Source organism: Caulobacter segnis, from assembly GCF_031454995.1.
Classification (GTDB): Bacteria; Pseudomonadota; Alphaproteobacteria; order Caulobacterales; family Caulobacteraceae; genus Caulobacter; species Caulobacter segnis_E.
The window spans coordinates 99,925-120,425 of sequence record NZ_JAVDRV010000005.1; the positions used below are offsets into that span (position 1 = coordinate 99,925).

Annotated in this window: 20 protein-coding genes; 7 read left to right on the plus strand and 13 right to left on the minus strand. The window is 66.8% G+C overall.

Features of this window, described 5'->3' with window-relative positions; genetic code table 11:
• Positions 1 to 70: 70 nt before the first annotated feature.
• From J2728_RS16330 to J2728_RS22325, 3 genes are all read left to right on the plus strand, one after another.
• Positions 71 to 1,762 carry a carboxylesterase/lipase family protein gene (locus J2728_RS16330; RefSeq protein WP_310000855.1) on the plus strand — a complete coding sequence of 564 codons (1,692 nt, stop codon included), beginning with the start codon at positions 71 to 73 and terminating at the stop codon, positions 1,760 to 1,762.
• 31 nt (positions 1,763 to 1,793) lie between these two features.
• Complete coding sequence (locus tag J2728_RS16335; protein ID WP_310000856.1) at positions 1,794 to 2,696, plus strand: ROK family protein; 903 nt, start codon at positions 1,794 to 1,796, stop codon at positions 2,694 to 2,696.
• Positions 2,697 to 2,856: 160 nt separating this feature from the next.
• Positions 2,857 to 3,096: a helix-turn-helix domain-containing protein gene (locus J2728_RS22325; protein ID WP_404979788.1), complete on the plus strand. Its 240-nt coding sequence runs from the start codon at positions 2,857 to 2,859 to the stop codon at positions 3,094 to 3,096.
• Between the two features lie 190 nt (positions 3,097 to 3,286).
• Here J2728_RS22325 and J2728_RS16340 read toward each other — a convergent pair whose 3' ends face one another.
• Genes J2728_RS16340 through J2728_RS16350 form a run of 3 tightly spaced genes read right to left on the minus strand, consistent with a single transcriptional unit; the run spans position 3,287 to position 5,470 of the window.
• Positions 3,287 to 3,604, minus strand: coding sequence for a DUF3325 domain-containing protein (locus tag J2728_RS16340; protein WP_310000857.1), 318 nt, complete (start codon positions 3,602 to 3,604; stop codon positions 3,287 to 3,289).
• Complete coding sequence (locus tag J2728_RS16345; protein WP_310000859.1) at positions 3,594 to 5,219, minus strand: PepSY-associated TM helix domain-containing protein; 1,626 nt, start codon at positions 5,217 to 5,219, stop codon at positions 3,594 to 3,596. The genes J2728_RS16340 and J2728_RS16345 overlap by 11 nt, the downstream gene beginning before the upstream one ends.
• Positions 5,216 to 5,470 carry a hypothetical protein gene (locus J2728_RS16350; protein ID WP_310000861.1) on the minus strand — a complete coding sequence of 85 codons (255 nt, stop codon included), beginning with the start codon at positions 5,468 to 5,470 and terminating at the stop codon, positions 5,216 to 5,218. Before J2728_RS16350 ends, J2728_RS16345 begins: the two co-directional genes overlap by 4 nt.
• Positions 5,471 to 5,613: 143 nt before the next feature.
• On the opposite strand from J2728_RS16350, the gene J2728_RS16355 reads away from it, so the two are divergent.
• On the plus strand, positions 5,614 to 7,944 hold the full coding sequence (locus J2728_RS16355; RefSeq protein WP_310000864.1) for a TonB-dependent siderophore receptor: 2,331 nt from the start codon (positions 5,614 to 5,616) through the stop codon (positions 7,942 to 7,944).
• 370 nt (positions 7,945 to 8,314) lie between these two features.
• Here J2728_RS16355 and J2728_RS16360 read toward each other — a convergent pair whose 3' ends face one another.
• Positions 8,315 to 8,596 (minus strand): hypothetical protein, encoded by a 282-nt coding sequence (locus J2728_RS16360; RefSeq protein WP_310000866.1) that lies wholly within the window; start codon positions 8,594 to 8,596, stop codon positions 8,315 to 8,317.
• Positions 8,597 to 8,696: 100 nt separating this feature from the next.
• On the opposite strand from J2728_RS16360, the gene J2728_RS16365 reads away from it, so the two are divergent.
• Positions 8,697 to 8,903 (plus strand): hypothetical protein, encoded by a 207-nt coding sequence (locus J2728_RS16365; protein ID WP_310000867.1) that lies wholly within the window; start codon positions 8,697 to 8,699, stop codon positions 8,901 to 8,903.
• A gap of 376 nt (positions 8,904 to 9,279) precedes the next feature.
• Here the strand turns inward: J2728_RS16365 and J2728_RS22330 are convergent, their stop codons facing one another.
• From J2728_RS22330 to J2728_RS16400, 8 genes are all read right to left on the minus strand, one after another.
• The gene (locus J2728_RS22330; RefSeq protein WP_404979789.1) at positions 9,280 to 9,768 is read right to left on the minus strand and encodes a GNAT family N-acetyltransferase; all 489 of its coding nucleotides are present in this window, start codon (positions 9,766 to 9,768) and stop codon (positions 9,280 to 9,282) included.
• A 691-nt stretch (positions 9,769 to 10,459) separates the two neighbouring features.
• Positions 10,460 to 10,867: a VOC family protein gene (locus tag J2728_RS16370; protein ID WP_310000869.1), complete on the minus strand. Its 408-nt coding sequence runs from the start codon at positions 10,865 to 10,867 to the stop codon at positions 10,460 to 10,462.
• A gap of 13 nt (positions 10,868 to 10,880) precedes the next feature.
• Positions 10,881 to 11,351: a helix-turn-helix transcriptional regulator gene (locus tag J2728_RS16375; protein ID WP_310000871.1), complete on the minus strand. Its 471-nt coding sequence runs from the start codon at positions 11,349 to 11,351 to the stop codon at positions 10,881 to 10,883.
• Between the two features lie 300 nt (positions 11,352 to 11,651).
• Positions 11,652 to 12,770, minus strand: a complete 1,119-nt coding sequence (locus tag J2728_RS16380) for a PepSY-associated TM helix domain-containing protein (RefSeq protein ID WP_310000873.1) — start codon at positions 12,768 to 12,770, stop codon at positions 11,652 to 11,654.
• Positions 12,771 to 12,772: 2 nt separating this feature from the next.
• Entirely contained in the window at positions 12,773 to 14,842 is a 2,070-nt protein-coding gene (locus J2728_RS16385) for a TonB-dependent receptor (RefSeq protein ID WP_310000875.1), read from the minus strand.
• Between the two features lie 230 nt (positions 14,843 to 15,072).
• Positions 15,073 to 16,245 (minus strand): NnrS family protein, encoded by a 1,173-nt coding sequence (locus J2728_RS16390; protein ID WP_310000877.1) that lies wholly within the window; start codon positions 16,243 to 16,245, stop codon positions 15,073 to 15,075.
• Positions 16,246 to 16,258: 13 nt separating this feature from the next.
• Positions 16,259 to 16,672, minus strand: a complete 414-nt coding sequence (locus J2728_RS16395) for a response regulator (RefSeq protein ID WP_013080134.1) — start codon at positions 16,670 to 16,672, stop codon at positions 16,259 to 16,261.
• A gap of 26 nt (positions 16,673 to 16,698) precedes the next feature.
• Positions 16,699 to 17,388 (minus strand): alternative oxidase, encoded by a 690-nt coding sequence (locus J2728_RS16400; RefSeq protein ID WP_013080133.1) that lies wholly within the window; start codon positions 17,386 to 17,388, stop codon positions 16,699 to 16,701.
• A gap of 146 nt (positions 17,389 to 17,534) precedes the next feature.
• Between J2728_RS16400 and J2728_RS16405 the strand changes: the two genes are divergently transcribed.
• Complete coding sequence (locus J2728_RS16405; protein WP_310000880.1) at positions 17,535 to 19,025, plus strand: PAS domain-containing sensor histidine kinase; 1,491 nt, start codon at positions 17,535 to 17,537, stop codon at positions 19,023 to 19,025.
• Complete coding sequence (gene fixJ, locus J2728_RS16410; RefSeq protein WP_013080132.1) at positions 19,018 to 19,620, plus strand: response regulator FixJ; 603 nt, start codon at positions 19,018 to 19,020, stop codon at positions 19,618 to 19,620. The genes J2728_RS16405 and fixJ overlap by 8 nt, the downstream gene beginning before the upstream one ends.
• Here fixJ and ric read toward each other — a convergent pair.
• Positions 19,617 to 20,276 carry an iron-sulfur cluster repair di-iron protein gene (ric, locus tag J2728_RS16415; protein WP_013080131.1) on the minus strand — a complete coding sequence of 220 codons (660 nt, stop codon included), beginning with the start codon at positions 20,274 to 20,276 and terminating at the stop codon, positions 19,617 to 19,619. The two genes, fixJ and ric, sit on opposite strands and share 4 nt — an antisense overlap.
• Between the last annotated feature and the right edge of the window lie 225 nt (positions 20,277 to 20,501).

Here is a 20,501-nt window from a genome sequence, read left to right on the forward strand (position 1 = left end):
CCCGCGACTTCTTTTCTCCAAACCGAACGCGGCGCCCTGCGGCGTCGCGATGGCCTGGGAGGGTTTGACCGTGAGCGGCTTGTTCGATGATCGTCGCGCCTTCGGCGTGGGCCGCCGGTCCGTTCTCGCGGGCGCGGGCTTGATCGCGGGCGTCCAAGGCGCGGCGGCGGGCTCGGCCGCGGCCGCCACGAAGTCCGCGCCATTCAGCCTGGCCGCCGGCGGCGCCCTGGCCCAGGCTTCGACCGCCGCCGGCCGCGTGGCGGGCTATGTTCGCGGCGGGATTTTCACCTTCAAGGGCGTGCCCTACGCCGGTCCGACCGGCGGGGAAAACCGTTTTCTGCCGCCGCGCGCGCCGGAGCCCTGGAAGGGCGTCCGCAGCGCTCGCCACTATGGCCCAATCTGCCCCCAGGATCAGGGAACAGGCCGCCTCAACGATGAGGAAGCCTTCGTCTTTCAATGGAACGACGCCGTCCAGAGCGAAGACTGCCTGAGGCTCAATGTCTGGACGCCGGGCCTTGAGGGCTCCGGACGACGGCCGGTCATGGTGTGGCTCCACGGGGGCGGCTTCGCGGCCGGCTCCGGCCATGATCTGCCGGCGTTCGATGGCGAGAACCTCGCGCGCCGGGGGGACGTGGTGGTCGTGACGCTCAATCACCGCCTGAACGTCCTGGGGTATCTGGACCTGTCCCACTGCGATGAGCGGTTCGCCCAGTCTGGCAACGTCGGCATGCTCGACATCGTCGCCGCCTTGGCGTGGGTTCGCGACAACATCGCCCAGTTCGGTGGGGATCCCGACCGGGTTCTGATCTTCGGTCAGTCCGGGGGGGGGGCCAAGGTCTCGACCCTGATGGGCATGCCCGCCGCCCGCGGTCTCTTTCACCGCGCCATCGTCATGAGCGGCTCCTTCAGCCGCGCCGTCTCCCAGGAGAAGGCGCGCCGCCTGACCGATCTGACCCTGGCTGAACTGGGCCTCTCGACTTCGGACGTCGCTCGTCTCCAGACCCTGCCGCACGCGCGCCTTCTGGAGGCGGGGCAACGGGTCCGGGCGCGGGTCAACAAGCCGTTCGACGGCTTCGTCGACGCCCGCCTTATCCCCGATCACCTCGACTTCGCGCCCGTGGTCGACGGGGCCATCCTGCCGACCTGTCCCTTCCACCCGGACGCGCCGGCGATTTCCGCCGACGTGCCGCTGATGGTCGGCACGACGCTCAACGAGTTTGTCCACGGGATCAATTCCCCCGAGGTCGAGGCGATGAGCTTGGCGGAGCTGACGGCGCGGGCTGAGCGCTTCCTGCCCGGAAAGGGCGCGAGCCTCGTGGCGGCTTTCCGCCAGCGGACGCCTGACGCCAGCCCCTTCGATCTGTGGTCTCGCATCGCCACCGCCCCGATCCGTAAGGCCGCGGTCGATCAGGCGGCGACCAAGGCCCGTCAGGGCGGAGCGCCGGCCTATCTCTACCGGTTCAACTGGCGCTCACCGGTGCTGGATGGCCGGCCACGGGCGTTCCACTGCCTGGATATTCCGTTCGCCTTCGCCAACACCGACCGCTGTGACTCCATGACCGGCGGGGGGCAGGACGCCCGCGCGTTGAGCGCCCAGGTGGCCGACGCCTTCGTGGCCTTCGCCCGGAGCGGCGATCCCAACCACCCCGGCCTGCCGCGTTGGCGTCCGGTGACGCGGGAAGGGGCCGCCACGCTCATCTTCGACGCTAAGTCCCGGTTCGATCCGGATCCCGACGCCATCGAGCGCGCGGCGATCGCGTGAGGGGCTGCGACGCTTTCTTGAGGGAGAGGCAATGACCTACGCGGGCGTGGAAATCGGCGGAACGAAGGTCGTGGTCGCCTTCGGCTCGGGGCCGGAAGACCTCGGCGAGCGCGTACGCATCCCGACCACGACGCCGGAAGAGACGATCGACGCCATCGTCGGCGTGCTGGAGGCCCGGCGCGGGAGTCTCGGCCTCGACGCCGTCGGCGTGGCGACGTTCGGGCCGGTGCGGCTGGATCCGAAGGCCCCCGACTATGGCCACATTCTCCCGACGCCGAAGCCGGGCTGGTCGGGCGCCGACATCCTGGGCCCCTTGAGGCGGCTGGGGGTCCCGATCGGCCTGGACACCGACGTCAATGGCGCGGCTCTTGGCGAGGGGCGCTGGGGCGCCTGCGCGGGCCTCGACGACTACGCCTATGTGACGGTGGGGACGGGGGTTGGCGTCGGTGTGGTCGTCAATGGCGCGCCGGTGCACGGAGCGTTGCACCCCGAGCTCGGCCATCTGCCCGTGCGTCGCGATCCGGCCCTGGATCCGTTCGTGGGGTCTTGTCCCTTTCACGGCGATTGTCTGGAAGGTTTGGTCAGCGGGCCTGCGCTCGCCGCCCGCGCCGGGCGTCCCGGGGAGGCGCTGGCGGCCGACGATCCCGTCTGGGGCCTGGTCGGAGACTATCTGGCGCAGATGGCCGCCACGCTCACCTACACGGTCGCTCCCCGTCGGATCGTGCTGGGAGGCGGTGTTGGCCAGACCCCTCGCGTCCTGTCCCGCGCCCGCGAACGCCTGACTTCGTGGCTTGGCGGCTACCTGCCGGCGCTTCAGAGCGCGCAAGCCATTGAGGCCTATCTCGTCGCCCCGGCGCTCCGCGAGAATTCCGGTGTTCTGGGCGCGATCGTCCTGGCGCGCAAAGCTCTGCGGGCGCACGCAGAGTCCCGCTGACGCGCCTCCCGAGAGCGGGGAAACATGACTCATCGCTTCCGTTCGGAAGGTCTACTTCTGGGCGCTGCGCGCTGGAACCTAAACCCTGTGCGCACGGTGCGCGAGTTTCTGCCGCTGCACGGCCGCCGACAGAGACCTTCGGATCGGCCGGGGAAGGTACCTGCAGGATCAGCGCCTTTGGCGAGCCCGCGCCCTGATGACAGAGCAAGAGGTAAGCGTCATCGAAGCGGCGCTACAAGTCGGCTACGCCAATCCCAGCCACTTCGCGCGCCTCTATCGGCGGGCCTTTGGAGTCTCCCCGAGCAGGGCGATACGCCAGGGGGGGCGAGCCTGGAAACGCGGCTTGAGGCGCGCGGTGAGCCGCACGCCTCAAGGGCTCAGTCGCGGGCGCGAACGTTGAACAGCACGCGGAGCGGTTCGTCCCAGTAGCCACCGTTGAAGTAGCCGATATTGCGGTCATCACGGGGTGCGCCGATCGATGAATATCGTTTCTGGAGGAATACCGAAGTCAGCTTCTGGCGCTGTGCGGCGCGTAAGGCGAATGGGCTTGATGACAAGGTTATCACGGCGATGTCGATGAGAGCCCACGATCAGCGGATCGCGGTGAAGAGGGCGCAGACTAGGCTGACGCCGGCCACGATCGCTGACAGCCTTGGCCGCCACGACAACATGAGCACCAGCAGGGGCGCGGCCACGCACATCTGGCCGATCCAGGCGGTGACGCCCAAGGCCGGGCCTAGGCGCGCGATGGCGGCGATGGCTGATAGGGCCAGCAGCGCCCATCCCAGCACCCGGAGAACGCGCTGAGGGGGCAGGGCGCTCCAACCCAGGCTGCTCCCGTGCTTCTTCGTCGCCAGGGCCAGACTGGCGAAGGCGGCGTAGCTGATCAGGCCGCTGTCAAACGGCATCGGCGTTTTCCTGGATAGATGTGGGCTTGGGCGTCGCGACTCGAGCCTGGCGAGCGGGCGCGAAGGAACGCGGCTCCGGTTTGCGGGCAGCCTTCAGCGCGCCGAAGCCGCAGAGCGCGGCGATGGCCAGCATGGCCAGGTCGAAGCTGACGAACAGCCAGTCGGCGGCGGCCAGACTGTCGACCAGTCCACGATCGGTGGTCAGGGCGTTGACGACCGGAATCGCGGCGAAGGCGACGGCCGCTAGTCCTAGGGTCTCAATCCAGGCGCGACGGGCGGGGCGTAGCAGCGAAAGCGCCGCCAGGCCGAACCAGACCCAGAACATCGCCGAGACCTCGAGATTTGCACGACCGGGTAGGTCGGCGGGAATCAGGCGGTTGGCCATTAGGAAGGCGGCCATGCCTGCGGGCAGACAGGCGATGGCGCCGATGTTCAGGCGTTCGACCAGGCGCAGCCCGAAGAAGGGCGGAGCGTTCGCCTTGCGGCGCTTGACCACCCAAAGGACCTGACCGGTCCCGACCATCGCCGCGCCGGTAAGGCCCAGAAGGAAGCAGATCCATCTCAGGGCGGGGTCGGCGAAGTGGCCAAGATGCAGACCCAGCATGACGCCGGCGGTGGATATGGCCGGGCCGGGCGGTGGCGATTTGGAGAGCTGTTGGCCGGTCACGCCGGAGAAGGTGATCGAGTCCGGCCGCGCGTTAAGACGGCTGGCCGTGGTGCGTAGAACCGTGACGGTGGCGGCCGCGTCGTTCGGATTGCGTATCACGACGGTGCGAGGCCGATCGCCGCCCCAAGCGCGCTCTGCGGCTTGGATCATCGGGCCCACCGGTCGTAGCGGCGCGGCCTGTCCGGACGCCTTGCCTTCCGCCGGCGCGCCATAGGCTGCGGCCGTAAAGTCCTCGAACCGCTTGAAGTTCGCCTGCGCGGGCCAGGGCATGTACATCGCCACCAACGTGATCAGGCCCGTGTAGGTGATCATGGCGTGGAACGGCAGGGCCAGCACCGCCGAGGCGTTGTGGGCGTCAAGCCAGCTGCGTTGACCCTTGCGCCAGCGCAGGGTGAAGAAGTCCGTGAAGATGCGCTTGTGGGTGATCACGCCGGAGATGATCGCCGCGAGCATGAAGGTCGCGCAGACCCCCGCCAGCCACCGCCCCCACGGATGGGGCAACTGGAGTTGGAAGTGGAACCGGTAGAAGTGCTCGCCGCCCTTGGTGTCACGGGCCGTCAGCGGCTGACCCGTGACCGGGTCTAGCTTCAGTTCGGGACGACGCGGCGCGGGCTTTGCGGGGTTGGGCTTGGCGCGGGCGAAGACCCGGGTCACCCCGGTGCGGTCGTCGGGCAGATAGATGAACCACTGCTGGTCGCCCGGCGAGGTCGCCTGCAGGTGGTTGATGGCCGCCTGGGCTGCCTGCTCGGCGGAGGCGTGGGTCGAGCGCAGCTCGGGCTGCATCCAACGGGTGATCTCAGGCCGGAAGTAGCTGGCCGTGCCGGTCAGGAACATGGCGAACAGGATCCAGCCCGCCAGCAAGCCGAGCCAAGCGTGAATCCAGGCCATCGACTGGCGAAGGCCCCGGACGGCCAGCGAGCTCTCATTCGGGTTCGACCGGGTGTTCAAGGCCTGACTCCGAGCAGCAAGACCGCGCCGCCGGCCAGCAGCGCCGCACCCCAAAGCACGGCCGCCACATGGGTCAGCCGACGCGCGTGGAAAGCCCACAGCCCGAGCCCGGCGAATAGCGGGAACGACACGATCATGCCCCAGGCCGAGGCCTCGGCCGGCGGTCCCGGCAACAGCCTGGCCAGCAGCGAGGACAAGGCGGCGGCGGCCGCGTATCCGCCCGCCAAGGCGGTGAGTCCACGCGCGGTCATCCGCGCCGCGCTGTGCCAGGCAATCGTCTTTCTCGGCTGTCGATCGTGACTCACGCGCCCTCCAGAAGCTGGCTTGCGTCTAACGGCTCGCCTCTGTATTTGCAACTAATTCGCAATCTTAATACAATCTGTGAGGGGCGTTCATGATCATCCGTTCAAAGTCCGTGCGCGGCGCGACCACTGGCCGGGAGGCCTGGAAAGGGCTGGCCATGACGTTGGCCGCCGCCGCCGCGTTGCAGGGGCTGTGCGTCGGCGCGGCAAGCGCGGATGACGCCGACGGCGATCCGAACGCCGTCGAGCGCGTCGAGATCACCGGCCTGAAGGCCCGTCGCGCAGCCGCCGGGACCAAGACCGAAACGCCGCTGATCGAGACACCCCAGAGCATCACCGTGATCGACGGCGCCGAGTTGTCGCGACGCAACGTGCAGTCGATCAACCAGGCGCTGGGTTTCGTCGCCGGCGTCGCCCCTAACCAGCGGGGCGGCATGGTCACACGCTATGATCAACTGGTGGTTCGCGGCTTTACGCCAGGGGTTTTCCTTGACGGCATGCGCCTGATCGCCGGGCCGTACTCGATGCCGCAGATCGACTTCAATCGCATCGACCACATCGATATCGTCAAGGGACCAGCCTCGGTGCTGTACGGCAACGCCACGCCCGGTGGCCTGGTCAACCTGGCCAGTAAGATGCCCGAGGAGGGCCGGTTTGGCCGCGTGGAAGGTCAGCTGGGCAACTACGATTCACGGAGGTTGGCGGCGGACATCAACACGCCGCTGGATAGCGAGGGCAAGTGGTTGGGCCGCCTGGCCGCCGGCTGGCAAAAGGGCGACGGCCTCACCCAAGGCACCTTCAGCGAGCGCTTTCACGTCAGTCCAATGGTCACTTTCGAGCCCACGGCTGACACCAGCCTGACCCTGGTGGCGGCCTATCAGGAATCCCCCAGCGGCGGCGGTTATTCCGGCGTCCCGGCCTATGGCTCGGTGCTGACCAACCCGTTCGGCAAGCTGCCGCGCGACATCAACACCGGTGATCCGGGCTATGAGCGCTACGACCATAAGGCCAAGTCGCTGGCGGCCTTCTTCCGCCATGACATCAACGAAAACCTGACCTTCCGCTCCAACGCGCGCTTTCAAAACAACACGCTCTCGTATCGCCAGTTGTATGTCGCCGGTTTCGCCACAACCGGGACAGGCGCGAACCGCAACACCGACTACTCGACCATCATTCGCGGCGGCGGCGGTGCGGACGAGGACTTCAACACCTTGACGCTGGACAACCAGCTGAGCGGCCAGTTCGCCACCGGCGCGATCAAGCACCAGGTGTTGGCCGGTCTCGACTATCAGCGGATCACCGGCGAGAACTTCCAGCAGTTCAACACGGGTCAGACCAGCAACCCGCTGACCAGCATCCCGAACCTGAGCTTGTTCGCCCCGACCTACGGCGGAACGCTGCCCAGCTTCGATCTGAAGACGCTGTCGTCGGCCTACGTGAACACCTACACACGGCGCGAGCAGAAGGGGCTTTACGCTCAGGATCAAATGTCGATCGGCCGGTTGCAGCTGATCGCAAGCGGCCGCTACGACTGGTACGAGCAAATCACCGACAACAAGAAGACCGCCACCAGCAGCACTTTGAAGCAGAACGCCTTCACCATGCGGGTCGGCGGCCTCTACGAGCTGACCGACGGCCTGGCGCCCTATGTCAGCTATTCGGAATCGTTCGAGCCCCAGGCCGGCGCGACCTGGCAGGGTGAGGCTTTCGTGCCTGTCACGGGGCGCCAGATCGAGGGCGGCGTGAAGTATCAGCCCAAGGGGACCTCGGCCCTCTTTACCCTGGCCGCCTATGAACTGGAGCGCCAGAAGGTGCCGGTCGCCGATCCGCTGGCCGGCACGAATGGGATTCCCAGCACCTCGCAGGTGCAGATCGGCGAGGTCCGGGTGCGCGGCGTCGAACTGGAAGGTCGCGGCGAGGTTGCGCGCGGCCTCAGCGTGGTCGCCGCCGTTAGCTATACGGACGCGATCATTACCCAGGGCGCGCCCGCGGTGGCGGCGACAGCCACCAACAGCGGCACGCCCACGACGACCGGCACGCGTCAACTGGGCGTTCCCGAGTGGGGCGCCTCGAGCTTCGTCTCGTATGATTTCGGTCGCGGCGGATGGGCGACGGGGGCGCTGGCCGGGCTGCGACTGGGCGCCGGCGTTCGCTATGTCGGTGGCTCGGACGGCACGACGACCTACGCCGTGATCAACAACGTCACGACGTTCCGGCGCTTCCGCACGGACGGCTTTGTGCTCGTCGACGCGCTGATCGGCTACGATCTGGGCCAGATCTCACCGGACCTGAAGGGCTGGGAGGGGGCGCTGAACGCTGCCAATCTGTTCGACAAGACCTATGTCTCCGCCTGCCCCTTCAACAACAGCTGCTACTTCGGCGCGGCGCGGACGGTCACGGCGACATTGCGATATAGCTGGTAGGCCATGGCGGCTGGCGGCTTCATGTCGCCAGCCGCACAGTCCATCGCTCTTGTGCGTCCGCCACCATTTGCGAATGGCGATTGAGTGTCTGAGTTCTGGTACGGCGCCAACGGCGGCTCCTGGCGCAGGCCCGCCGCTCTATACGGTGAGCCGCCGTCGGGCGCGCTCTGTCCCGCCCCGCGCCTCTGAAGGCGCCGCTCTCGCTCGGGCTCCTAAGGGCGCGCCCCTTGCGGGCCGGCTTGCCCGGCCGCCGGCGGCTCAACGCCGCTTCCCGAGCGCGCGTCGCGCGCTCTCCTGTACAGGCTTCATTGTCATGAGCGCTCGTCGCCCTCGATGAGGCCGGCGATGCGTTAGCACCCTTGTCTAGGCTCTAGGCTCTAGGCTCGAGGTCGAAATACGGGGCGCCGGCGCCGCCGTCTTCGCGACGGTTCAGGACCTTGTTCTCGTGTTGGCTGCTGATCAGAACCGAGACGCCGCGATAGCGGATGCCGACGATGGTGTTGACACAGGTGGTCGGCAGGTCGGCCAGCGACATCTTCACCCAGGTCCCGGAATTGAAGGTGATCGCGCCAGGCTTCAGGGCTTCGTCACCCGCCTGCGCCGCCTCGGCGGCGATGGCGTCCAACATGTCGTCGATCTCGGCTCGGTTCATGCGCGGCCAGTACGCGATTCGGCATGGGGGCCGGCGGCGTGGCCTTGAAAGCGTCACAGGAAACGTCCGATCATCCCCAGGTCGTCGCGAGGAGGACACCATGCGCAAGGCTCTCGTTCTGGCCGCCACCCTGGCCATCGCCCTCTCATCCGCCGGTGCGAGCCTAGCCGCCGCGCCCTGCCGCGACGCCAAGGGCAAGTTCATCAAGTGTCCGGCCGCGGCCGCGCCCGCCAAGCCCACCAAGTGCAAGGACGCCAAAGGCAAGTTCGCCAAGTGCGGGACGCCTGGGGCCAAGCCGGTCGCCTGATCCATTTGCGGCGCCCCGCGCCCGCCATCAGACCAGCGCCTCGATGTCGGCGCAGGGTGTGCGTTGTCGCGTCGACGTGAACCGCGCAAATCCGCGTGGGCCGACGGCTTATCTGGCCGGCGTGGCGCTCGAACGATGAGCGCGGAACTTATACGCTTCGACGTATGACGAGCGCGTATACGGCCGGGCGTATAGCGGGCCCCTTTCGAACCGCCGGTCTGGGAGCCCGGTACGCCGTCGGGCGATCATGGCGTGTCATCCGCTTTCTAGCAGAGCCTCGTCTGCGTCGGCGCTGTGTTAGGGCGAGGCCATTAAATGGTACATTGAGCCAAAAGAGCGGAACTTTGCCCTAAATGAGCAATGGGCTGGGTTCGTCTCATGTGTCGAGGCGCCAACAGTACACCAACCCGTCTTCCTCATCGATCCGCTCGCCAACCCGTTGGAAGCCATTGACCGAAAGCACTGCCTGAGAGGGCGCGTTCGTTGGCGACGTCTCCGCCGCAAGGGCTGTGACATCGGGCCGGGACCGGGCCCAAACCGCAATGGCGGCGACGGCTTTGGTCGCATAGCCATGGCGACGCTCGCTGGGCGCGATCCCATAGCCCAATTCCACAACACCGTCGGATGGCGGTTTCACGATCGAGCAGAGACCAACAAGGCGATCTCCATCCACTATCAACCAGGACGTTGGGCTGAACCCGGGCCGCACGTCATCGGCCACTCCAGCGAGCATCACAAGTATTTGGTGCGGAGCGATTTCCGTAGCCGCTAACCGCAAGCCAGCCGGCGCTTCATCGGAGAGGAGTGCGTCGTAGTCCGCCTTTGTAGCTTCTCTGATTATCTCGGGGACAGCGCACGAACTCATCGACGTACACACGCATTGCTGCTGTTCATCAACGCCACTGACATCACTGAAATCTCCATAGGGTCCTGTTTTATGGGTGCGATTTATAGATAAATTCTCTATGCGCACGGTGCGGGGGTGCGAGATGTCGCTTTGACTAGTCTAAGTGCCCCCGGGGCCGTCGCCGCGAACTGAGAACTCGAGCGCCCAACCCTCCTGAATGGAACTAGCAAGAACTGCTGCTGTTTCGCTTCGATGCTGTTGGTGCATTCCCAGTTCGCGCCGCTCGATGGCCGTCCGCCCCATATTAGGTCACTGATCCTGAGGGCGGTGCCTCTGGGTGAGCCGAGATCTGATCGCTGCTCCTGACCGCGCTAACGAAGACCACTTGGCGCACAAGGGCGTCGTTCCAATCGGTATGACCGGGGAGGCCTTCGACACCTGGGCGCAACCTCACGCTTAGGCCCGTTCAGGCCGGGCGGGGCGAGAGGTGAAGAACATGTAGAGGCCGCTCAGCACCAAGAGCGCCAGGGGGGGAAAGCGGAGCGTAGACGATCACCAGCGGCGGCGGAGCAAGCGCTCTCACGACGAAATTGGCGAGGATGGTAAGGGTCAAGATGATCCCCAGCCATCGATGGGTTTGTCGAATCCAGGTTCGCAAGATCATGTCGGCCTCCGGTAAAAATCATCCACGACGGGATCGAGCACACGGCTAGACCTTACGGGCCTGGACGAGTTTCCAGCCGTTGCCCGATGGGTCCCGGAAGCTTGCGTCGACCGCGCCGTAGCGTTCGGTTGGCTCCTGTGTGAACTCGACGCCACAGTTCCGCATCCGTTCGTAGACGGCGCGGCAGTCGTCAACCACCATCACAAGAGGCGGCATCGCCCCCTTCGCCACGGCTTCAAGCAACGCTTTGGCGGTCACCTCATCCACAGTCGGCGCTTGAGGGCGAAACAGGCCCAACTGAAGCCCAGGCTGATCAGGGTGGTGCACCGTCAGCCAGCGATAGTCTCCGTTGCGCGCGTCGGTGTGAACCGCAAAGCCGAGCTTCTCGTAGAACTGAAGCGCCTCGTCCTGATCGTGGACGTATAGGCCTGCGACTTGAATGCTTTGGGTCATGGGACCTCCTTTTCTATGGCGACGTTGCTATCGCCGCTCTGTCCGCGGCGCTTCTCCGAAACTGCCATTCTAAGGTCGGGACGTTGCGCCGCGCGGACGAAGCAGTGCGGCACTTGATCAAGCGCGTCCGGTGTCGCTTGGATCCGCTGGCGTAGATCGCGGGGGGCTCGCCGGTGATGTCGCGGAACGTCCGGCAGAATGTTCCAAGACTGTTCCAGCCCGCTTGAAACGCGATCTCGGTGATCGCTAGATCGGTATCGCGCAATAGCGCCACCGCGCGTTCGACGCGACGGGTCAGCAGGTAGCGGTGAGGTGGGATACCGAACGCTGCGCGGAATGATCTTGCGAAATACGCTTCGGAGGTCCCGCTGACCTCCGCCAGACGTGTGATCGGCCAGTCCTCATGCGGCGCGGCGTCCATGCGGTCCTTTGCCCGCAGCAGACGGCGGATTCGCTTTACGTCCCGATCGACAAGTATGGTCATGAGTTTTGCTTCTCGCGCCCAAGCGCAGTCTGTTGCGGCAATTGACAGGTCTGGAGCATCAGCGGCTAGGTCAGATCTGCGATCCGCCTGTCATGGGCGATGGCGGATTTGGCGTCGTTCATAGCCGCGCCATCGTCAATGGCTCAACTTCGGTCGGCTCGTTCTCGTCATGGGTCTTTCCCGAACCGCGCTGGTCACATTGGGCGGCGGTCTCCAAACGCTCCGGCGTCTTGGCGGGAGCATCAACGGCATCCCGCGACCGGTCTCAAGACGGAGCATAACCGCGCTAGCGCCGATCAATCACCGTTGACTACGCAGCCGCCAACGCAAGACACCGACCAGTAAGAGCTGGACTGGCGCGAGGCCCATGAGCAGCGCCAGCATGCGCGCCGGAAGGCCGCCAGCCGACCCGTCATGCAGTGGATGGATCCAGTGGAGCACCTGGTCATGCGAGTTGCCCTGGCGCGCATCGCTTATCGCTAACACCCGGCCGCTCGCGGGGGACACCCAGACGAAGCTGTGCGGGAAGCGTGGACTGGGATCGCCGGTCACGCGCATGCGTAGGCGGTAGACCCCGTGATCGACGGCCGGTGCCTCGATCCAGACGAGCTCGGCGCATGGAAGGGCCGTGTGAGCGGCGGCGATGGCGCGGTCGACGCTGATCCTCGTTTCAGGCCTGAACGGCGCGGACGTATCGATCGCCGACGGCGGCGACGCCGGGCCGAGGACGGGCTTGAGGACCGCCATGCATTCCTTGGGCATGGCCAGCATGATCCCCGTCACCGTCAGAAGGACCAGCAGCCCCATCGAGCCCAGGCCCACCAGCTTGTGCGCGTCATAGAGCCTGCGGATCGGCGAAGTGTTGCGCTTGATCCTGAGCGCCTTGACCAGGGTTCCGGGGCGCGGCCACCATGCGACCAGACCGCTGATCAGCAGCGCTAGCATCGCGGTCCCGGACCAGCCCAGGATCCTGGCGCCGACTTCTCCCATCAGCAGCCTGTGGTGCAGGTCGTAGATCCAGGTGACGGCGTAGTCGCCCCAATAGTCCTTGCGCAGCACCCGCGCGCCGTCGGCCGAGAACCACACCATCATCGGGGCGAAGGCGCGGCCCGCGCGCTCGGGCGGCGCGTAGTAGCGGGCGGGGATGTCGCCGCCGCTGCCGGTGACCTCGAAACGCCAGGGTCCCTTCTTGTCAGGATAGGTGGTCCGCGCCGTCTGAAGGACATGCTCCCAGCAGGGCGGCGGGGCGGCGCCCGACAGGCTGATCTCCGGGTGCAGGGCGTCATCCAGCGTGGTGTAGAACACCAGGATCGATCCGGTCAGCCCAAGGATCGCGAACAGCACGCCGATCGACAGGCCCAGCCACAGGTGGACCTGCCGCGCGAGCGCGCGCGCCGAGACTGTCGGACGCGGCGCCATCGTCAGTATCGGACGCGCGCCGAGACATAGGCCGCGCGGCCCTCGCCCGGGCTATGCAGGGTCTGGGCGCCGTCCCACCAGACGTACTCGCGGCTGGCGTCGGTCAAATTCTTGACCTGCAGGCGCAGCTCCAGCCGGGCATTGACGCGATAGGCTGCGTCCAGGTCGACCGACACGTAGTCGCCGAAGCGCCCATGGTCGTTGTTGGTCGTCAGCTCATAGGCCCTCTGGTCCGAGGCGGAGGCCGACAGGGTCAGGCGCTGGGACGCCTTGAAGTTCACGCCGCCAGAGAACATCCGCTCCGGAAGGTGGTCGATCTTCTTGCCGGCCAGGTTGGGCGTGGCGGGATCGGGGGTGCGAATGCGCGCGCGCTGCCAGGCGGCCGCGCCCCAGATCGCAAGGCGCGGCGTCAGCTTGGCGTCGACCTGCAGGTCCACACCCTCGCGCTTGGTGGAGCCGAGGTTGTCGAAGTCGCCGCTGGGATCATTCAGCTTGCGCTTGAGCTCGCCGGTCGCCGTCTGGCCCCAGACCGCCAGGCGGGTGGTGAAAGCGTCGGTCGGCGCGTAGCGAACGCCAGCCTCCCAGCCCTCGTTGATCGAGGGATCCAGGTCGGTGGTGCGCGGCGGGATCAGATAGGCGCCGGAGCCGACACCGATCTGGAAGCTCTTGCCCCAGTTGCCGTAGACGGTGACGCCTTCGGCCGGGCGCAGGGCCAGGCTGAACTTCGGCTGCTGGATGGCGCCGTAGTCGTTCACCGGCGAAGCCTTGCCGGTCAGGCGGTTGAGGAAGTGGCCGTCGACCCAGTCGATCCGCCAAGCCGGCGTCAAGGTCAGCCAGGGCGTCGGCTCGATTACGCTCTGAACATAGACGCCGCCGACCGTCAGGTTGAATTTCTGGTCGCGGGTCTGGGACGTCACGACGCGCTCGACGGTGTTGTAGCGAAGCGAGATGTTGTCCTGCCGCTGCACGTCGCCGCCGACCTCGAAAACCAGGCGCGACAGAGCCGCGACCTGAGGCTCGTAGCGTAGCGCGGTCATCGCGCCCCAATGCTCCTCGTCGGCGTAGCGGCGCTGCTGGCTGGCGCCCGCGGAGTACTTCACATAGCGGTCGTCGCGCAGCGTGTTGAGGTAGAGCGAGTTCGACCATGACAGGGCGCCTGTCGGTGTCCAGTCGAGGTGCAGGCTGTACTGGCCCATCTTCCGCGTATCGCCGTCGGTGCGGTTGTAGGCGTTGGTCGAGCGCGGCGCGGCGGACACCTGGGTCTCGGTCAGGTAGCCCGGCTCGTCGGCATTGCCCTTGTAGTAGCGGGCGATCACGCCCGCGCGCAGGGCGTCATTGGGCTGATAGAACCACTTGCCCGCTAGGCTCACCCGGTCCAGAGCGGCATGGTCGCGATAGCCGTCCGACTGGCGATAGGCCACCAGGTAGTTCTGGCTGATGTCGCCGTGCTCGTAGCCAGCTGAAACTTGGCCGTCGTAGGTGGCGTAGGCGCCGGCCAGGACCTTGGCGTCCAGGTAGGTTCCGCCGGCACGGGTCAGGATATTGGTCGAGCCGGCGATGGCGTGCAGGCCGTAACGCGGATCGCTGGTGCCGCGCACCACCTCGACTCCGGCGATCTCCAGCGGGAAGACCATGTCGAGATAGGGCATGTTGCCGTCGTTGCCGTTCGACGGAACGCCGTCAATCACCAGCTTGACCGCGTTGATCTCGCCCTCGCCATTGAAGCCCCGGAAGGAGAACTTGCCGCTGGTTGTCCCCTGGTTGAAGTCGGTGACGAGGACGCCAGGCATCTTGCCGATCAGCTCCCAGGCGTAGTCGACATTGGCCGCCTGAGCGACATCGCCGCCAAGGCGGTCGACCGAGGTCAGCAGCGACTTGGCCGAGCCCGCGGCGCCGGCGGCGGTGATCAGCACCTCGCCGACCGTGAACGACACGCCATCGCGCGCGCCGGAGGCGTCCTCGACGGCGGCCGAGGGCGCGGCGGGCGGTGGCGCGGAGGCCGTGGTTTCGGCAAGCGCGGGGGCGGCCAACAACAGGGTGGCGGTGCTCAGAAGCGTAAGGCGGAAGGACATGGAAGCGAGCCTTGTCGTATTGATCCGCGTCTAGTCTGGACCGGCGCGCCCGCCCGTCTTTGCCCGTGAGCAAGTCCATCTCGGGCGCGCGTCATCACCTTGCGGAAGCCGTCGTATCCAGAACCAGAGCCAGGGGCGGCGCATCAGCTCTGGCGGCGTGCGAAAGGCCCCTACGACGTCATCGTGGGGGCCTCGGCAGGCAGACGCTTAAGGGCTCGCGCCTTCGACTCTCAGGCGCGATGGGGACGCGGTCCGACGAGCATGGGGCCATAGAAGGCCGCGAAGCCGCCATAGGCCAGCGTCCAGCACAGCGCCGCCAGCACGAGCAAACCCGCCTGGTAGTCGGCGCTGAAAGCGGCGGCCAGGCGCAGCAGCGCGGCCAGATTGATCGCCGCGAAGATCGCGACCGTCGCCCGGTCGGCGCTCAACGGACGGCCGGTGTGGCCTCGACTGGCCCGGCACATGACCGCCAGGCAGGTGACGCCGATCGCGCCGGCCGACAGCGCGTGGATGCCAGCCGGGCGCGGGACCAGAGGCGTCAGAACACTCGCGCCCAACAGCAGCAGGCCAAGACCCAGCCACACATAGCCGAGATGAAGGATCGACAGCAGGGGCTCGGCGGTCGTCCTGTTTCCGCGCCAGCGGGTGAGGCGCGCCAGGTTCACGCCTCCGGCCGCGACCAGCAGCAGGCCCGACGCCGCGTGTCCGGGCGCGATCGCCCAGCTCAGAGCCGCGACGGCGGCGCTGATCACGGCGACCTTGTCGAAGGTTCCGAACGGCGGGGGCAGTTTTGTCTCGCCGCGCTGACGAAGCCAGTTCTGGGTGAAGCTGGGCGTGATGCGGCCGCCGATGAGGGCCAGCATGACGGCCGCCACGGCCAGGGCGACACGCGTTCCCAAGCCTTGCAGTCCTAGGGCGGCGTCCAGGTGGAAGGCGATGTTGGCGGCGGCCATCAGGGCGGTGAGCAAGCAGATCGGCAGGTTGCGCCAGTTCTTGCCCGACAGCACCTCGCGCCAGACGACCGCCGCGAAGACGAACAGGAACGCCGCGTCGATCCAGGCCGCGGCCGGCCCGATGAACACCTGGAAGAGCATGGCCAGTCGACCGGCTAACCAGAGCGACCAGAGCGCCGCCAGTTTCGCGCCGATCACCGGCATGCGGCCTGTCCAGTTGGGAATGGCGGTTGTCAGGAAGCCCGCCAGGATCGCGCCGAGCATGCCAAACAGCATCTCGTGGACGTGCCAGTCGAGGTGTCCGGCGACCGTCTGGCCGCCAAACAGGGACCAGATCCAAAGCGGGATCGATAGGGCCGACCAGATCGCGCCGGACAGGAAGAACGGCCGAAAGCCATAGCTGAACAGGGCGGGGCCGGCATAGGCGCGGCGTTGTTGGGCGGTGCTCATGGCGAGACTCTGGTTAGCGGTCGAGGCCGGGTCGTTGTGCGTCGACAACTCCCCGCAGAGCCGCCTCGAGCGCCTGCGGCAGGGCGTCGCCCATCAGCGGCTTTTCGATCAGCGACACGCCGTCTCGGCGGGCCGCGCGGCGCAGATCGGCGGCGGGATGGGTCGCGGTCATCAGGATCGCAATGTCGTCGCCGGCGTATCGGGCGGCCTTGGCCATGGGCGGTCCGGCGATCGCCGGCGGGGCATGGCCGATGATCACGGCGTCCACCCCGCCGGCCTGCAGCCGGTTGACGAAGCTCTCGGCGTCGCCGAACGGCTCGACGCCGTAACCCTCCAGGCCCAGCGAGAAGCAAAGCGCCTGGCGAACCGCCGCGTCCTGGTCGAGCACCAGGACGCGGGGCGCGCGGACGGGAGGGGCTTGGGACACAGTCGTCGTCCTTGTGGGCCGCGGGTCTAGGCGGCGGCCTTCCAGTTCGGCTCGAGCACGACATGCGGCGGGCAAGGGGCCACCTCGCCGACGGGCAGGCCGCACAGTTCGTTGGCGAAGCCGTGGTTCACGTCGCGATGGTGGGCCTCGTCGGCGCGGACCACCTCGACCACGTCGCGCAGCGTGGCGCCGGTCGGCAGCTTCCAGTAGTCGAGGGCGATCTGGGGCGCGGCGACGTTGGCGCTGCGGCCTTCGTCGATCTCGGCGAGATAGTGGGTGTAGCTGATCACCGCCTCTTCCTCGAAGTAGCCGACCACCCGGTGAGCGGTCTTCGAGGAGATCAGGTAGAGGGCGAAGAAGAACAGGTAGAAGACCCACTGCGCGGCGACGACCACGAAGCGCTCGAACAGGGTCGGCTTGGCCACCTCGATGAAGGTCATCAGGTGCATGCGCTCGTTCTCGGCCTCGTCCATCAGGGTCTTGATCCAGCCCTTGTCGCCTTCCATCCGGCGCAGGCACTTCAGGTGGTTCAGCGTGGCGCCGACCATTCCCGGCACGGCGGCGACGGTCTCCAGGACTACCGCGCGGTGGCCGTAGCGCTTGGCGAAAAAGGTGTCGGCGCAGAAGCGCAGGGCCTTCACGAAGCCGAAGGCGATGACGTCCGAAACGCCTTTCGGCTGGTGGTGGACGTCGAGATCGATATGCGGAGCGGTCATGGCTTTTCGCCTTTTCATCCTCTGGCGACCCCCTGGCCGCCGATGAAGCGCTTGATACCGCCGCCTGCCTGACCCAGACATTCTGGTCTGATCCTAAGGAGAATCCCTGAGTGGCCGGAGGCGCCCGAGGGGACTAGCGCGGAGCGATGACCATCGACGAGTTCCTAAAGGCCCGTCCGGACCCCGTGCGGGAATGGAGCATGGCCGTGGGCATCGCGGCCGGGCTGGTGGTCATCGGCACGGCCACCCGCCTTTTATTTGAGCCGTTGCTTGGCGATCGCGGTCTCTATCTCTTCTTTTTCCCCGCCGTCGTCGCTGCCGCCGCGTTTCGCGGCCTGCACGGGGGGCTCGTCGCCTGCGCGCTGGGTCTTGTCAGCCTGCTGGCGCTGAGCGCGCGCGGCGATGGCCTGGACCTCGGCGACTGGGCCGGCGCGGCGCTCTACGTCGCCGTTTGCAGCGCGATTAGCTTCGGCGGCGAGCGCTTCCGGATCGCGCGTCAACGCACCGAGGCGGTGACCGAGGACCTCCTGGTCCGCGAGGCGCATCTGGCGTCGATCCTCGACACGGTGCCGGACGCGATGGTGCTGATCGACGACGCCGGAAGCGTGGTTTCGTTTAGCTCGACCGCCGAACGGCTGTTCGGCTGGACGGCGGCCGAGATTACCGGCCAGAACGTCAGCCGCCTGATGCCCGAGCCCTACCGTTCGGCGCACGACGGCTATCTGAGCCGCTACTATGAGACCGGGGAACGCCGCATCATCGGCCTGGGCCGCGTGGTGATTGGCGAGCGCAAGGACGGCTCGACCTTTCCGATGGAGCTTTCGGTCGGCGAAATCCGCGCGCGTCATGGTCGGTTCTTCACCGGCTTCGTTCGCGACCTGACGGAAGCTCAGCGCAGCCAGGCGCGGCTGCAGGAATTGCAGAACGAGCTGGTGCACATCGCGCGCCTGACCTCGATGGGCGAGATGGCCTCGGCCCTCGCCCACGAGATCAACCAGCCCCTCTCGGCCCTGACCAACTACCTGAAGGGCGGGCGGCGGCTGCTGGAAGCCGCTGAGATCGACCGCGATCTGCTGGGCGCGGCCCTGGAGCGGGCGGGCGAACAGGCGTTGCGCGCGGGCGCGATCATCCGCCGGCTCCGTGACTTCGTCGCGCGCGGTGAGACCGAAAAGCAGGTCGAAGACCTCAACCGCATGGTCGAGGAAGCGGTGGCCCTGGCCCTGATCGGCGTGCGCGAGGTGGGCGTCGATGTGCGTCTCGACCATGGCGCGGGCGGTGAACGGGTGTTGGCCGACCGCGTTCAGGTCCAACAGGTCATCGTCAACCTCGTCCGCAACGCCGTCGACGCCATGGAAGCCAGTCCGCGCCGCGACTTGACCATCAGCGTCGGGCGCCTGGACGATCAGGCGCTGATGACCGTCGCCGACACCGGTCCCGGCATCGCGCCCGAGATCGCCGATAATCTCTTCGCGCCGTTCATGACGACCAAGCGGGACGGCATGGGCGTGGGTCTGTCAATCTCGCGCACCATCATCGAGGCCCATGGCGGCCGGCTATGGGTCGAGCCCACGCCGGGCGGCGGGGCGACGTTCAAGTTCACCCTGAAGCTCGTCGAAGGAGACATCGACCTTGAGTGAGGCTGTCGTTCACATCATCGACGACGATGCGGCCATGCGCGATTCCCTGGCCTTCCTGCTGCAGGTGAACCGGATCCCGTATCGCATCTTCGAGTCCGCGGTCGCTTTCCTGGACGACCTGCCCGAGGATGGCGGCTGCGTCCTCTCCGACGTGCGCATGCCGCAGATGAACGGCATCGAGATGGTCCGCAAGCTCAAGGAGCTGGACTACCGCGCGCCGATCATCGTCATGACCGGCCATGCCGACGTGCCGCTGGCCATCGAGGCGATGAAGGCTGGGGTGTTCGACTTCATCGAAAAGCCGTTTGACGAGGACCTGCTGCTCCACGCCCTGCGCGCCGCGCTTGAGAAGGGCAAGGCGCGAAGCCAGCAGGACGAGGCTCTGGCCACGACGCGCCGGCACATCGCCGCCCTGTCCCCTCGCGAGCGCGACGTTCTTGAGGGGCTGGTCGACGGCAAGGCCAATAAGGTCATCGCCTTCGACCTGGGCATTAGCCCACGCACAGTCGAGATCTACCGCGCCAACCTGATGTCCAAGATGCAGGCTCGCAGTCTGTCCGAATTGGTGCGCATGGCCCTCTCGGTCAGAGGCTAGCCAAAACGCCGGAACAGGACGTTGTTCTCCAGGTGCATGTGGTCGCGCAGATCGGCGTCGATCTCATGGCAGAGGGCGTAGAGCGCGCGCCATGTTCCACAGGCGTTTTCAGGAGGCGTGAAGTCGTTGGTCAGTCGCGCCAGCCCCTTCAGTTGCTCGACAACGTCATCATGCTCGGCCTCCATGCGGGAGATCGGAGCGCCTAGACGGAGCTCGCCACGCCGCATCATCGGAAACAGGATCATCTCCTCCTTCTGGTGATGCGCTTCCAGGTCGTCGAACATGAAGGCCAGGTGCTGGGCGATCCCCGTCGGACAGTCTGGGCGATCGCCGTGTACGCTCTCAACCCGCGCCGCTAGGAAGATAGCCTCGGGGAACTGCCGCCGGTGCACCTCGTGATAGCGATCCAGTAGATGATCGATCAGGGCTTCGGTGTCGGCGGGCGCCGCCGCCTCGGCCCGGTCCAGGGCGTCCAACTGCGCTATGAGCCCCGCTAGATCGATCCCGCGTTCCTCGGCGGCCTTCGCGAGGGGCGTTCCACCTCCGCGGCAATAGTCGATCTTGTGACGGCGGAAGATCGCGGTGGATCCGGGGCGGCCGATGGCGATGTCGCGAACGGGTTGATCAAGAAGGGGCGGCGCGGTGGTGATGTCCATGACGGGTCTCCTCTGCGACCTGATTAGGCGGCCGGAGGGTGCGGAACGTTGCGCGCCGCCAAGTTCGCGCGCGGCCCAACGGCGGCCACGCGCCGCTACTTAAGGAAGCGCGGCCTTGGCGGCGGCGGAGCGGCGTTTTGCGCTGTCTCGAACGCAAGAAGGCCGCAACGCCCAAGGCTTTGGAGCGAGAGAACCTCCAGAGGACCCCCCAGCGCGACCAGCAAT